The 13,993-nt window shown below is 61.9% G+C and carries 9 protein-coding genes; 5 read left to right on the top strand and 4 right to left on the bottom strand.

What is annotated here, in order from left to right:
- The first annotated feature begins 445 nt into the window (after positions 1-445).
- Positions 446-1,996 (top strand): arylsulfatase, encoded by a 1,551-nt coding sequence (locus tag HS122_13930; GenBank protein MBE7539497.1) that lies wholly within the window; start codon positions 446-448, stop codon positions 1,994-1,996.
- 21 nt (positions 1,997-2,017) lie between these two features.
- Here the strand turns inward: HS122_13930 and HS122_13925 are convergent, their stop codons facing one another.
- The 3 genes from HS122_13925 to HS122_13915 form a co-directional block, all read right to left on the bottom strand.
- On the bottom strand, positions 2,018-3,586 hold the full coding sequence (locus tag HS122_13925) for a hypothetical protein (GenBank protein ID MBE7539496.1): 1,569 nt from the start codon (positions 3,584-3,586) through the stop codon (positions 2,018-2,020).
- 72 nt (positions 3,587-3,658) lie between these two features.
- Positions 3,659-5,548: a hypothetical protein gene (locus HS122_13920; GenBank protein MBE7539495.1), complete on the bottom strand. Its 1,890-nt coding sequence runs from the start codon at positions 5,546-5,548 to the stop codon at positions 3,659-3,661.
- Positions 5,549-5,584: 36 nt separating this feature from the next.
- Positions 5,585-8,848 carry a TonB-dependent receptor gene (locus HS122_13915; protein ID MBE7539494.1) on the bottom strand — a complete coding sequence of 1,088 codons (3,264 nt, stop codon included), beginning with the start codon at positions 8,846-8,848 and terminating at the stop codon, positions 5,585-5,587.
- Positions 8,849-9,111: 263 nt separating this feature from the next.
- Between HS122_13915 and HS122_13910 the strand changes: the two genes are divergently transcribed.
- The 3 genes from HS122_13910 (at position 9,112) to HS122_13900 (ending at position 12,138) form a co-directional block, all read left to right on the top strand.
- Positions 9,112-10,206: a Gfo/Idh/MocA family oxidoreductase gene (locus HS122_13910; protein MBE7539493.1), complete on the top strand. Its 1,095-nt coding sequence runs from the start codon at positions 9,112-9,114 to the stop codon at positions 10,204-10,206.
- A 142-nt stretch (positions 10,207-10,348) separates the two neighbouring features.
- Positions 10,349-11,347 carry a Gfo/Idh/MocA family oxidoreductase gene (locus HS122_13905; GenBank protein ID MBE7539492.1) on the top strand — a complete coding sequence of 333 codons (999 nt, stop codon included), beginning with the start codon at positions 10,349-10,351 and terminating at the stop codon, positions 11,345-11,347.
- Positions 11,344-12,138, top strand: a complete 795-nt coding sequence (locus tag HS122_13900) for an SDR family oxidoreductase (GenBank protein MBE7539491.1) — start codon at positions 11,344-11,346, stop codon at positions 12,136-12,138. The genes HS122_13905 and HS122_13900 overlap by 4 nt, the downstream gene beginning before the upstream one ends.
- Before the next feature lie 92 nt (positions 12,139-12,230).
- Here the strand turns inward: HS122_13900 and HS122_13895 are convergent, their stop codons facing one another.
- Entirely contained in the window at positions 12,231-12,989 is a 759-nt protein-coding gene (locus tag HS122_13895; protein MBE7539490.1) for a hypothetical protein, read from the bottom strand.
- Positions 12,990-13,184: 195 nt separating this feature from the next.
- Here HS122_13895 and HS122_13890 point away from each other — a divergent pair, with 195 nt between their 5' ends.
- Entirely contained in the window at positions 13,185-13,967 is a 783-nt protein-coding gene (locus HS122_13890) for a glucose 1-dehydrogenase (protein ID MBE7539489.1), read from the top strand.
- Positions 13,968-13,993 lie beyond the last annotated feature (26 nt).

Raw genomic sequence — 13,993 nt, 5'->3', positions numbered from 1 at the left:
ATAGCCCTCAGCCCCCGCCGGAGCCTCTATGGAAAACTTGCCAGCGCCGTTTCGCCACGCACGTCCCCAGGGCACGACAAAGCGTGCCCCTCCAGTTGATAGTGAATTGACCTTCGATCTCCAATTTCTCCACGCCCCCATTTCCCCTCTTCTCCGCGGCTCTTCGCCTCCGCGCGAAACGCTCCACCGGCATTTCGCAGCGCGCCACGCCACAATCCTCGCAGATAGAGGACAGAACATCTTACCACTGACGGACGATTGGCTTGGCGCCTTCGCACGACTGTTGTCCAGGCTTCGTTCCCAAACGCTCGTTCACCTGCCTCAGAGGCCGTCAGCGACCGGCTTCAACCCGGTATCCGCATTACTTCAAGAGAAGCCCATGAAAACACCTCCCTCATGCTCAATATTTCAACCGAGGCTGGTGCAGTCGGCTCGTGGTCGCCTGATGCGTCTGCTCGGCCTGGCCTGCCTTGGCTTTCTCGCGAGCCTGGCTTCCGCCGCCGAGACCAAGCGACCCAATATCATCATGATTGTGGCCGACGATATGGGATTCTCAGACCTCGGTTGCTACGGCGGGGAGATTCGAACACCCAACATCGACAGGCTCTTCTCGGACGGTCTTCGCCTCACGCAGTTCTACAACTGCGCCGTCTGCAACGTGACGCGCGCAACCATGCTGACAGGGCTCAATCCGCGTTTTGGAACGGGGAGCCTGCTGCAGAACAACATGGTCACAATCGCAGAAGTGCTCCAGCAGGCCGGCTACGCCACGGTCCTGAGCGGCAAATGGCATCTGGGAGGCTTTCCCACCAGACCCATCGATCGCGGGTTTCAGGAATTCTACGGTGTCATGATCGGCGCCGTGAATCATTTTGATCCGAGCCTGCCAGATCCACCGCCCTACAAGCACGCCGGGCCGCCCAATCCGTTTGTTCACAACGCAACGCCGATCAAAAGCGTCCCCGCCGACTACTATGACACCGACGCCTTTGTCGATCATGCCGTGCAGCAGATCCGCAATCTGTCCAAGGGCGACAAGCCCTACTTCCTGCATGTCGCCTTCACCGCTCCGCATTATCCCATGCAGGCGCCAAAGGAGGACATCGCCCGGTACAAGGACCGCTATCGCGAGGGCTACTCCGTCTTCCGCGAGAGGCGCTACCGCCGGCTCATCGAACTTAACTTGATTTCCAGCAGCTGGAAGCTTCCGCCACCCGATCAGAAGCTGGGCGACTGGCGCTACGACCTTGAGCCCCCGCCATGGGACGCCCTGCCGGACAAGGATTGGGAGTCCGCCAAGATGGAGGTGTACGCGGCGATGGTCGACCGCATGGATCAGGGAGTCGGCAGGATCATGGCTGAACTGAAGTCCAGCGGTGCCGACGCCAACACGCTTGTCATCTTCTTCTCCGACAACGGCGGCTGCGCCAGCAACTCAACGGAGGCAGCCTATCAGTCATTCAAGGAAGGAAAACCGGTCGGCGACAAGGACTCCTACATCCTGTGCGGACCTGGCTGGGCAACGGTCCAGTCCTCGCCTTTTCGTCGCTACAAGACCTGGACCTATGAGGGTGGCATCAGCACGCCAATGATCCTGCGATGGCCCGGGCATATAGCTCCGAGGACCAATACCAGCATGGTGGGTCATGTCGTGGACCTCATGCCCACGCTGCTTGACGTTGCGGGAGTGAAGTATCCCTCCCGTTTCAAAGGAAGGGACATTCTTCCAATGGAAGGCATCAGCCTCAAGCCGTACATTCTTGGAGATGCCAGGCTGGGCGATCGTGAACTGGGCTGGGCTCTCTACGGCAGCCGGGCCTATCGATCCGGAAAATGGAAGGCCGTGTGGGGCGTCACCGCGAAACGATGGGAACTCTACGACATCGAGGCGGACCGCACCGAGACTCACGATCTCGCCGCCGCCGAACCGGCCATTGTCAAGAAGCTCTCAGCAAAATGGCTGACTTGGGCGAAGCGAAGCGGAGCTCCGCGATGACGGACTGAAACGCGCGTCCGCTCAGCGCGGCGCCGCTCCTGCCTCCGCCATGCGCTGCGCCACGGTTCGCCCGCATGGCAGCAGGCTGCCGAGCATGCCGACAAGCACCGCAACCAGAAGGCCGAGTGGTGATCCCCACAGAAAGCTGATCGGAGGTTCGGTGCCGAGGCCGAGATTCAAGAGGTGATTTCCCGCAGCCGCGAGTTCACGCCAGTAGTTCACCAGCACGGTCGCCAGCACGCCGGATACGGCTCCGAGCATCGCGCCCAAGGAGGTTGCCCAGGGAATGAACAACGCCATGAAAAAGAGACTGAAAAGCGGCGCGGTCAGCAGGTTGACAACCTTGTAGATCAGCTCGAGCAGGTTTCCCTCAACGTAACCGACGCCGAGGGCGAGCACGACCACAACACACCCCACCACCAGCGAAATCCATCGCAGCATGCGCACCTCCTGCCCGGGCGTGGGCTGGGCTCTCCGGAAGCGCGACATGAAGTCCGTGCCGATCACCGCGCTTGCGGCGTTCATGCCCGACGAAAGGCTGTTCATCGCCTCACCCAGCAGACCCGCAATGATGAGTCCGGCGACCCCCACCGGAAGCGTGGTGGCAATGAATCGGGGAAACAACTGGTCGGCCGCCTCGCTCGAAAATCCGCCACCGCCCAGCCATTCGGGATTCCTGACGACGTACGCCATCAGCGCCAGGCCAAGACAGCTCAGCGTGACCTTGATGAGGAAACTGGAAACCAGCGAGACGGTCAGCATCTTGCGCGCACCCGACACATCGCGTGTCGCCAGATAGCGCTGCACTGCCATCTGGTCGGAACCCGCGGTGCAAGTGTACCAGACAAGCGACGAAACCAGCGCGGCGAGAATCGTGCGATCCCCTCCCTCGCGCCCGGCAAAATGGGCCTCCGGCCAGTGTGCGGGCCAGGCATCCGGCCACCAGGCCTGCACTCCGCCGAGTTTGTAGGTGATCAGGGCGAGCGAAAGGATGACGCCGCCAAAGAGCAGAATGGCCTGGATGAAATCAACCGCCACGATCGCCTTGAGCCCGCCCATCGTCGTGTAGACGATTGTAAGTCCAGCCAGCAGGATGCAAAGCCAGGGAGTCGCAGCGTCGCTCAACCCGATGAGCGGCACGAGTACCTTGTCAACGGTGGCGAATACAATCACAGCCATCCACATGAGCCGCATGAGCAGGAACAGAAGGATTCCCATCATTCGCGGACCGCCCCCCAGCCGTGACCCCAGGAGTTCGTATCCGCTGTTCACCTTCAATCTCATGAAGGGCGGGATGATGAACCATCCGACAATGAAGAGAACGAGCGGATACGCCAGCATCCCGCTGAAAACGATCGGTCCGTAGCGCACGATCTCGCCGGGAATGGCCAGGTAGCTTATCGTGCTGAACAGCGCGACAAAGAAGGAGAGGCCCACCGCCAGCGGGTTCATCTTTCGACCGCCGACAAGATAGTCCCCACCGGAGCGATTCCTGCGGCTATACCACCAGCCGATGGCGATCATCATCAGCATGTACAGCCCGATCGCCATCCAATCGACAGGCGAAAGCCGTGCTGAGATGGCTGTCATTGGAAATCCAATAGCGTTCTCGCTTCGCGCCCAACCGTCGCTCGCTTGAACGGGGTCATTCGATGCCCCGACCTAATACCCCGTGTTGGGATACCACGGGCTGTATTCATTCTCGTCCAGTTTCGTGACGAGGCGGTTGGCCGGGAGCGGCACACCGTGCGCGGCCCAGTAGGCGAGCAGTTCGCGATGATTGAGATAAGCCAGCAGGTCGAACGGCTGGCCTTGGTATGCGTTGTCCCCGTAGCCGGCTTCCGGATGGGGATCCCACACGCAGATGCCGTCGGCCCCGTCCTTGTACCATTGGAGGACCAGCGCGCAAAGGCCCTTGGGATTGAGTTCGCTCCACAACTTGGTGCTCCAGGCGACGACGCAGGGAAAGAGTTTCACCGCGGAACCCTTCACCACGCCGCGGTAATAGGCCATGTCGGGCGGTGCATACGCCTGTCCTGGGACAGGGGTGTAATAGGATACCATCACACTGAGCTGGTCCACCAGGCCGCGTTTCACCCAGGTTTTCGGATCCAGGCCGAAACGGGTGTTGAAGCGTTCCGCCGCCAGGGTCGATGCCGAGATCTTGTAGCGCTTGCCTCCCTTGGCTGCGCCGATTCCATCCAGCATGGCGCGCAGCTCAGCCATGAACTCGGTCATGATCCTGCCCCGCAGTTCATGAATCCGCCGGTCCTCGGCATCCACCTTCATGATGTCGACGCCATACTCCTGCCGGAACCGGTCGGAAAACGCCTTTTCCCACAGCATCAGCGGCATCCCGCGGTTGAAAAAAATACCCACGCCGTCCGGATCGGACATCTCCACTGCCTCGCGGAACACCGCGAGCAGATGCTGGCGCACCTCCGGCACCGCCCAGCTCATGTGCATGGTGCGCCGACCCTCGCGGTCCACACAGCGCCACTCCGGATGGTCATGGTAGAATTTGCTGTCAAAGGTCTCCTCAAAGGGAATCGATGCACCCCAGGCCTGCGACCGGATGAACACATGAAACTCCCTGCCCTGCGCCCGTGCCGTGTTGCGCGCCTCCAGCAGCGGATTCACCCCGTTCTCGATCAAGTGCAGGAGAGAACGCGTGAACTCCCCGTGGGCTGCAGTGGGGAAATCCAGCGTATTCGCGCCCCCGATCGTGCCGACCTTGGAGGGATAGTTGACCAGATCCGCTCCCATGATCCCGAACCACCACTGGCCGTAGTCGGTGCGCTCGAAACCCCGGAAGACCCCGCGCAAGTCCGCCGCCGTGCGCGGCTGATAGGGGTGGATCCAGGAGTGACCATCGAACGTCGCCACGGCTGTGCGGCGGGCGACGTCGTTTCCATCCGCTTCCCAGGCCAGTCGCTCCTCGTCCTCGATCGGAACCATCCGGACAAACATGACCGTGGCGGGAAGATTGGGAAACGGCTTGATCTCGAGGTAATCGGTCGAATCGAGGTTCGCGACCGAGAGCAGGATCTCCTCCACCACATCGCCGCGGATCGAGGTCAGGCGCATGTTGTTTTTCATCCGGCGAAACACATCTTCCTTGCCCAGCCTGGCCATGATGCCGCTGGACTGCGCCTGGGTGATGCCGCCCGAGACGGTCGAAAGACCGACATACACCGCATGCCAGCCCTTGACGCCCCCGAGCGGCAGCCGCACCGGCGGCGGGTTGGTGGAATAATACGCGGACAATGCCCTGCCCTTCATGGTCCCAATTTCGTAGGGCAGCATCTTCCACTTGCCCTTCTCGCGCCGGCCGGTGACCCAGGCATCGCGTTCCTCGACCTGCGCCCAGTCGGTGATCAACAACGACCGCTTGTACTGGCTCCACTGGCGGGGATCGTCCGGAAACCATTCCGGATTGATCGTCCGCTTGAAGCCGAAATCCGTCTTGCTGGCGGCTTTTCCCACGTGACCGATGCCAGCGAGGAGCAATGCAGCAAGACAGAAACGGGCGACGCCGGGGATTGAACGCATGGCAGGGCTGGTCGTGGGAGGAACGGGGAAGGCTGACTAAAAATCCTTACGCACAGAAATCCAGTACTCACGCATTCTCGGGCTTCCGTAATTGCTGTAGTAGTAGGGTCCGCGGTAGGCGTCGTAGGGCGGCGCGGTGTCGAAAATGTCTCGAATGCCCGCTCTCAAGCTCACATTTTTCAACATCGCGCGCGTGAACCTGTTCTGCTTGGAGGTTGCTCCACTGCGACCGAAGAAATAGCTGCCGAAGATGTCGTAGTAGGTCTGGCTACTCACGGTGTCGCCGCCCTGCATGCCTGTGTAGACCGTGCTCGCCACCGGCGCGCCGGGCGAACCGTAGACGCCATACGAGCTGACGTAACGGGCGGTGAAGCCCAGCGTCAGTCCCTTCCGGCCCCAGGCGAAGGTGCCGCTGCCCCGCATTTCCGGTACGCCGCCATGCGCGGGATACCCGACATAGTCACGAAAGGGATCGCCCGGTTTGATCTGTTTGCTCAGCGAGTCATATAAGGTCGCGTTCGCCGAAAGGCTCAGATGCCCGATCTGGGTCCACCTGCGGAAGGAGGCGGCAAAATCCCAGCCGGCCATTTGATAGTAGTTCAAGTTGAGCAGGCTGGTGTTCACCAACGTGATCCGGCCGGTGGCCGGGTCGCGAGTGACGCGATCCACCAGGTCCGGCTTGTTGACAATCTCGTTGGCGGTCAGACTGCCGATGAGATCATCTTCCCTGACGTGGAAATAGTTCACCTCCAAACGCAGGCCCTTCAATTTGTTTTTCTTGGGTTCATAGATCATGCCGAGGTTCCAGTTGACGGTGTTTTGCGGCTTCAGGTCGCGATTGCCGCCGCCTTGGGTCTGCACACCGTAGTCCTCCCCAGTCACCGGATCCTCGATCTGGGTGAGCGCGGTGCTCGGCAGAGGCGAGGGCTGCAACTGGCCCGCCGTCGGCGGGATGAACGCTGTCGCAAGTGACACCCGCAGGATCACGTCCTCCTGCGGCATGTACTTGAACCCCGCAGTGTAGTTCATTGAACCATATTTGGCTGTCTGAAAAAGGGGCGTCGAGCTGTTGATGTTCGGCGCCGCGTAGACGGTCACCGGAGGAACCCGGTCCATATAGTATGAGTAGCTCGGTGTGCCTGTGCCGACTTCGAACTGCTCGTACCTCCCCGCCACCTGCATGTCGAGGCTCCGCACCAAGGGAATCCGGGTCTCGGGACGAACCAGGGGGATTTGGATTTCGGTATAGGCGTGGTTCGTCGTGGCTTTCTGCGGCAGATAGACCAAATCCACGCTGCTCGTCTTGGTGAAGGGCATGCGCTGCATGATTTTCGTGTCATCATAGCCTTGAATCTGGCGTCCCGCTCCGATGGTGAACATCGGACGACCTGCCCACAAATCGAACGCGGTGCCGGACACCCGGGCGGAAATCGACCGGTTGGTCGCTGTGCCGTCATAGCGGTAGGTGGCGACATAGGCAAACAGATCGACGGGATATAGCGTCGTGTCGACGAACGGATTTAATGTGCCGTTGGCCAGCGCCGCATTGCCTGCCACCGTGTCGTCAACGAAGGAATAGAAGCGGTGGTGATTTTCGGACCAATTGAGATCCACAAGAGCACGCCAGTCCCCCGGCAACTGCGCGACAGCTCCAAGACTGGCGATTTTCGTGATCGTGTGCGTCCTGAGCATGGTGCCCAGTTCGGAGGGAAAGTGAATGGAGACGTTTTCCCTGAACGGATTGTCGGGGGCGTTCCCGGGGACGGTGTAAACGACGGCACGGGAAATGCGGTTGTAGATCTGACGCCCCTGATTGTCACCGAATCGGAAGTCCCCCATCAACTGGAGCCAGGGTGTCATCTGTCGGGTGACGCTGGCCGAGTAGGCCTTGATCGTTGGGGAAAGGCCGATCTCGTTCTTCAAGCTGTAGACGCCGTCGCCACCGTCTATCTCGAGGTTGTATTTTCCCGCATTCGCCAGGAGTCCCGCATTGAGCGTGGCCACCGGCGTGCCGGGCGTCGTACCGATGGGAATGTGCGTGATGAGCGACTTTAGCGGCGTGCCGTCCTTCAGGGTCAGGGTGGCGTTCTGCGCGTTCCTGTATCCGTTCACCGTGCCGGTGAAGAGGGCGATGTTTGTCGTGGTTCCCAGCGAGGGCGGAGTGGTGTTGCTGTAATAGGTCCCCGGCCGGTTGGCCAGGACGTTCGCTATCCCGCGGAGCGCGATCTCCGGCTTGTCCTGATAGAGAATCGGCGCCACGTCCCGATAGGTGGCTGTGATCTGCACCTGCGTCTTTCCCCCCTCCAGCGCAACGCCGTAAAGGAAGTTCGCCACGCGGGTGGGTGCGTCGGTGTCGAAGGAGTTCTGATAGGTGACCGATGCCTGGCCGCCGGTGTAATTCTGCTTCAGCACGACGTTGATCACGCCGCCGATCGCCCCGGCGCCGTAGATGGCTGATGCGCCCGTCGGCAGCACCTCGATGCGATCGATGGCCGCCTGGGGAATGGAATTCAAATCGGGCTGGATGCCGTACGTATTGCCCACCTGCTGGTCGGTGCCCTGGACGCGCCGGCCATTGATCAGCACCAGGGTGCGGTCAGGACCGAGCCCGCGGAGATTGATCGAACTCGTCGTACCAATGCCACCCGTGTAGATCTGTGAATTCGAGCGCTCCGTGCCATCCATTGAGAGCTTCTCCTTCAGAAAATCCTCGACGGTCAGCGAGCCCGAGAACGCCATTTCCTCCCCTGTGATGATGCGGTAGGGCTGCACGTCATTCACCGTGCGGGGAATGTCTATGTTCGAATCCGTGAACGGGCGCTGCTTCGCACCCTCGACGACAAATCTGTCCAGCTTCAACACGTCCGTCTCGCGCTGACTTTGGATGGTTTCAGCCTGCTCCTGCACCCGCCCATCGGCAATGAGGATGGGCATTTCCCGCGCCTCCACGCCGGTCGCCTGGCCCGCAGTGACGGGCACCTCGGTGATCCGCAGTCGCGAGAAGCCTTCGCCCGCGGCCAGCAGCGTGTACGTCCCGGGTCGGACATCGCTGAACGAATAGTGTCCTCCCGCATCCACCGATGAAACCTGCCCCGTCTCCACAATCGTCACGGTGACCTTCGCAATCGACTTCGCAGTGATGGGAGGAACCGTCAGCACGCCCTTGATCGAGCCCGTGGAGGTTGAAACCTGTGCCTGCGCAAGTGTCGCCGCAGACATCAGGACGAACGTGATGGCCGCCATGAGACTCCGTGTCAGACCGTTGAGAGGATCGAGGAAGCGCGGCAGGGTGATAGGCATGTGCATGGGTGTGGGTGGTTCTTGATGTGGACTTGAGCGCAATGGGGCGAAGGGATCCGGAACTTGGGAGCGTCGCCGCGCGCATCACAAACTCCGCGTACTGGTAATATCATTTGTCCAAATTGGGCTCCATGCCGGCCGGCACGGATATTCCGTGACTCCGCCGTCGTCCGGCCAGCCCATCTGGTAAGCAGACTTGCCCAATCGATGGACCGGCTGTTTGATTGCTTCGCACCTCCCCTCCGCGCACCATCGCGCCCGTCATGCGAGCCGCCCTGCTTGGACTCTCCCACCCGCACACCGACATCCTTCTGACCACGTTCGAGAACATGCCGGAAATCACCAGCGTGGTCCTGTGGGACGAAGATGCCGCGCTCGTCGCCACCACGAAACTGGCCCAACGTCCGAAAGTGGCGCTCACAACCGCTGACCTCGACAGGGCTCTTGATCAACCCGGCCTGCAGTTCGCGCTCGTCTGCATGCGCAATGACCGCGAGGCCGCGGTTGCACAGCGTGTGCTGGCCGCTGGCATTCATCTGCTCGCCGAGAAGCCCGTCGCTCTCACGTCCGCGGAGATTCTCGCCCTCCAGGAAATCGCCGACCGAAAGCGTCTGACGGCATCCGTGCTCTATTCGCGCCGCGCCCACCCATGCATGGTCGCCGCGAGAAAAATGCTGCGCGATGGCTTGGTGGGAAACCTGACGTCGATGGAAACGCGGTTCCTCACCACCCAGGTCCAGTTTCGGAATCCCAGGCACTGGTTGTTTCAGCGGAAATATTCCGGCGGCGGCATACTGCTCTGGCTCGGCTGCCACTGCCTCGACCTGCTGCACCATGTTCCCGACGACGAAATCACCGAGGTCACCGGATACCTTGCGACGCTTTCAGGCGAGGCGATCGACGTGGAGGACACCGCGACGCTCGCGCTGAGATTCCGCTCCGGCGCGATCGGCACCTTCCATGCGGGCTATTGTCTCGCCTTCAGCGGAGGAGGCTACGTCAACACCAAGGGCTATGATTCCTACCTCGGATTCTACGGACGAAAGGGCCGGATAGTCTGGCCGGGCCTCGATCCGCTCCTGCAGATCGAGGCGCCGCCGCAGGCGGGACAATCCGCCATCCGCCAGCAAACCTTCAACCTTCCCGAATCCAACTCTTACGGCGGCGTTTTTGGAGAGGCGTTCATCCGCTGGTTCATCGCCGCCACACAAGGCCGCGCCGCTCCGCCCTCGACGCTCGGCGACGCCCTGCGCACCGCACGCGTCATCGAGGCGGCCGAACTCTCCGCGAAAACAGGCCGCACTGTCAGGATCGAACCCACCCCGGCCGCACCACTGCCACCGGAAATGGGCGAGTGAGAATCCTGTTTGCGAAGCCCGTCAGCAACGACTGTGCCCCTGCTTTCCCGCTGGTCATCACAAATGACCGCCGCGATCCGCTTGTACCTCGTCTGGCAATTCTGAAGCGTCTGCGGCGACCACCTCTTCGTTTCCTCCATCCATGCAATCCCCTCCCGTTCACTGCCTCGTCATCGGCTGCGGCTCCATCGGGGAGCGTCACGTCCGCACATTCCTCGCCACGGGCCGGACCAGCGTCCTTGCCTGCGACCCACGGCCCGAAATTCGAGCGCGAATGCAGGAGACGTACGGAGTGTCCGTGGCCGCCGATTGGAAGGAGGCCCTGCGCAACCCGTCGCTTCAGGCCGTGGTGATCGCAACCCCGGCGCCCCTCCATGTTCCCATGGCTGTCGCCTCGCTTGATCAGGGACTGCACGTCCTGATCGAGAAACCCCTCGCATTGGAAACGGCCGGCACCGCCAGCCTGGTCGCTGCGCGCGACCGCGCCGGAAAATTTGTCGCGATCGCCTACATCCACCACTGCAATCCCACCCTGCAGGCCGCGCGTGAGTTCATCCGGTCCGGCAATTTCGGCGCAGTGAGGCACGCGACCATCGCCACCGGCCATCACTTTCCGTCGGCCCGCCCCGCCTACCGGGACATCTACTATCGAGACCACACCCAGGGCGGAGGCGCGATCCAGGACGCGCTCACGCACATGGCCAACTGCGTCGAATGGGTGCTCGGCCCCACGGAACGCGTGTACTGCGACGCCTCCCACCAGGTGCTCGAGGGCGTCGAAGTGGAGGACACCGTCAACGTCGCCGCCCGCAACGCCGGTGCGCTCGTGTCCTATTCCCTGAACCAGTTCCAGGCGCCCACGGAAACCCGCCTGGATTTCCACGCCGAGAACGGATCCGTGCGCATCGAGATGCAGGCCTTTCGCTGGGGCACGATGGCGCGCGGCGCCTCGGAATGGACCTGGCGCCAGCTGCCCAAAGCGGAGCGTGACCAGGGCTTCATCGCGCAGGCCGCTCACTTCCTCGATGGCTGCGCAGGTAAACAGACACCGCTCTGCTCGCTCGAAGAAGGCATCCAGACCCTTCGCTTCAATCTCGCTGCATTGCAGTCCTGGCGGGAGAATCGGCCTGTTGCACCATGACACCTTCCTCGTCACAACCCTCTCCATCCGAATTCTCCCTCACCGGCAAGGTCGTGATTCTCACCGGCGGCGCCGGCCTCTACGGCCGGGGACTCGCCACGCAGATAGCTGCGGCCGGAGCCGAGCTTGTCCTCGCCTCGCGCGACGTCTCAGCCCTCGAACAGGTCGCCGCAGAGGAGCGCGGTCTCGGTCGCAGCGCTGTGGCGCATGCGCTGGATCAGAGCGACGAGGCATCCATCCTCCGGCTGCGCGACTGGGTGAAGGCCCGCTTCGGCCGCATCGACGGACTCGTCAACAACGCCGTCGCCCGCCCGATGAAAACCTTCGACTCCCCGCTCGCCGACTGGGAGGCGTCGATGAAGACCAACGCAACCGGCCTGTTCGCGCTGAGCCGCGCCTGCGGGGACCTGATGGCCGAGGCCGGATCCGGAAGCATCGTGAACATCGGTTCCATCCAGGGAATGGTCGGACCCGACAACGCCCTCTATGAGGGACTGGGCATGCACGCCATCCCCGACTACTTCTTTCACAAGGCCGGCATGGTCAATCTAACGCGCTACTTCGCAGCGCACTACGGTCCGCGCGATGTCCGTGTGAACTGTGTGTCTCCCGGCGGCTTCCTGAGCGGTCAGAATCCGGTCTTCGTGGAACGCTACGCCCGGGCCACGTTTCTTCGACGCATGGCGGACAAGCACGACTTGGGAGGACCGGTCATCTTCCTCCTCAGCGACGCGGCACGTTATGTGACCGGCATCAATCTCCCGGTCGACGGCGGTTACACCGCCCATTGATCAGTCAGTGGCACACCTGCGAAGCTCCGTCGCGAGAAAGCGGAATGAACTGCTCAGGCTTCCTTCGCGAAGGGAGTCAGTCCGTCACTCGCTCACCCGCCCCGCCTTGCGGATTCTGCAGCGCGGACGGGGACAAGATACTCCCGGTGGGAATGCAGAAACTTCATGAGCAGGTCGGCCACGAGCCGCTGACCGGCGTCATTGGGATGCACTCCATCACCAACAAGCGCAGGACCTCCAGCCCTGGCCGCATCATCATGCGCCTGCATGACGTCCACCAGGGGCGTGTTTGTTTCAGCCGCAAGCCGTCGAAGTGCCGCGGTATAGGGCCGCAGATTGAGATTCAATCCATCCGGGTCGTTCCGGTCATAGGGCGGCCGGCCATAAAGTTCGAGCGTGCGTTCCGACCAGGACACCGGGTTCGGCGTCATCAGCACGACATGAATGCCGCGCTGACGGCAGCGTTCGATGAAGCTCGCGATGTTCTTCAGGTACTCCGCTTTTGGCACCCGGGGTGACGTCTCCGGCGGCGTTTTCCAGACGTCCATCGTGGCATCATTGATGCCAAACTGAATCACGACCAGCACCGGGTTCTTTTCCAGCACATCGTGTTCGAACCGCACGGCCGCGCGCCGCGTCGTATCGGCGGGCACACCTGCGTTCATGACTTCGACGTCCATGCCCAGTTCCTCATGGATCCTCCCGGCAAGCAGCGAGGAATAGACCGTCAAGGGAGGCCTTGGCGCCGTTGTGGAGTCGCCAAAGGTCACGATCACAGGGCGTTCCGCGGCGACCAGAGCGGACAGGACGGCCAGCGCAATAAGGCTGGGGAAAACGAATCGTGTCTTCATGCGGTATCAGGCGAATGCAAAGGCCTTCCGCTTGGTGCCGCAAGCCGCCCGGCCGCACAACCGCAGCCAGGTGGTCAGATGGTTTTTCCAGTTGCAGGAGGCGTTCCAGATTTGCACCGCGCAAGCCTCCGCCTGTCTACTGTCGCCTCCGCGCACCCCCGCGGTCAGAATCCCCTCCGCACAATTTCAACGTCCATGAACTCGACAAATCCAGGCAAAGGCCGCCTCGCCGGAATGGTGGCCATCGTAACCGGCGGAGGCTCCGGCTTCGGCGAAAGCATCTGCCAGAGCTACGCCACCGAGGGCGCAAAGCTCGTCCTCGCCGACATCAATGCCGCCAATGGCGAGCGCGTCACGGAGGCCCTCACCAACGCCGGCCGGGAGGCGATCTTTGTCCGGACTGACGTCAGCAAGGCATCCGACATGCAGGCGCTGGTCGAAGCCGCCCTGAGTCGTTTCGGAAAACTCGACGTGATGGTCAACAACGCCGGCATCAGCCACGCCAACCAGCCGATGCTGCAGGTTTCCGAAGCCGAGTTTGACCGCATATTCCAGGTCAACGTGAAGAGCATCTACCATTCGGCCCAAAGCTGCGTGCCCGTTTTCCGCCGTCAGGGCGGTGGCTGTTTCATCAACATCGGATCCACGGCGGCAGTTCGCCCACGGCCCGGGCTGGCTTGGTACAACGGATCCAAGGGCGCGGTGACGTTGATCACCAAATCAATGGCGGTGGAACTCGCGCCGGAAAGAATCCGGGCCAACTCCATCAATCCCGCCATCGCGGAAACGCCCCTGCTGACGACCTTCATGGGCGCGGCGGACAACGCGCAAAACCGGGCAAAATTCATCGCCTCGATTCCCTTGGGCCGGCTCGGCCGCTCCAGTGACGTCGCCAATGCCGCGGTTTTTTTCGCCGACCCGGCGTCGGAGTTCGTAACCGGCGTGTGCATGGAGGTCGACGGCGGACGTTGCATCTGACCGCCAGCGCCATGCACCATGCCGTA

It is taken from the genome of Opitutaceae bacterium (assembly GCA_015075305.1).
Taxonomy (GTDB): domain Bacteria; phylum Verrucomicrobiota; class Verrucomicrobiia; order Opitutales; family Opitutaceae; genus UBA6669.
This window is presented reverse-complemented; position numbering and strand designations above follow the sequence as displayed.

What these genes read in the sequence shown, in the direction of transcription:
- HS122_13895 (MBE7539490.1), bottom strand. Translation starts at nt 12,989, where the DNA reads ATGAAGACACGATTCGTTTTCCCCAGCCTTATTGCGCTGGCCGTCCTG.
- HS122_13900 (MBE7539491.1), top strand. Translation starts at nt 11,344, where the DNA reads ATGACACCTTCCTCGTCACAACCCTCTCCATCCGAATTCTCCCTCACC.
- HS122_13890 (MBE7539489.1), top strand. Translation starts at nt 13,185, where the DNA reads ATGAACTCGACAAATCCAGGCAAAGGCCGCCTCGCCGGAATGGTGGCC.
- HS122_13925 (MBE7539496.1), bottom strand. Translation starts at nt 3,586, where the DNA reads ATGACAGCCATCTCAGCACGGCTTTCGCCTGTCGATTGGATGGCGATC.
- HS122_13915 (MBE7539494.1), bottom strand. Translation starts at nt 8,848, where the DNA reads ATGCCTATCACCCTGCCGCGCTTCCTCGATCCTCTCAACGGTCTGACA.
- HS122_13910 (MBE7539493.1), top strand. Translation starts at nt 9,112, where the DNA reads ATGCGAGCCGCCCTGCTTGGACTCTCCCACCCGCACACCGACATCCTT.
- HS122_13905 (MBE7539492.1), top strand. Translation starts at nt 10,349, where the DNA reads ATGCAATCCCCTCCCGTTCACTGCCTCGTCATCGGCTGCGGCTCCATC.
- HS122_13920 (MBE7539495.1), bottom strand. Translation starts at nt 5,548, where the DNA reads ATGCGTTCAATCCCCGGCGTCGCCCGTTTCTGTCTTGCTGCATTGCTC.
- HS122_13930 (MBE7539497.1), top strand. Translation starts at nt 446, where the DNA reads ATGCGTCTGCTCGGCCTGGCCTGCCTTGGCTTTCTCGCGAGCCTGGCT.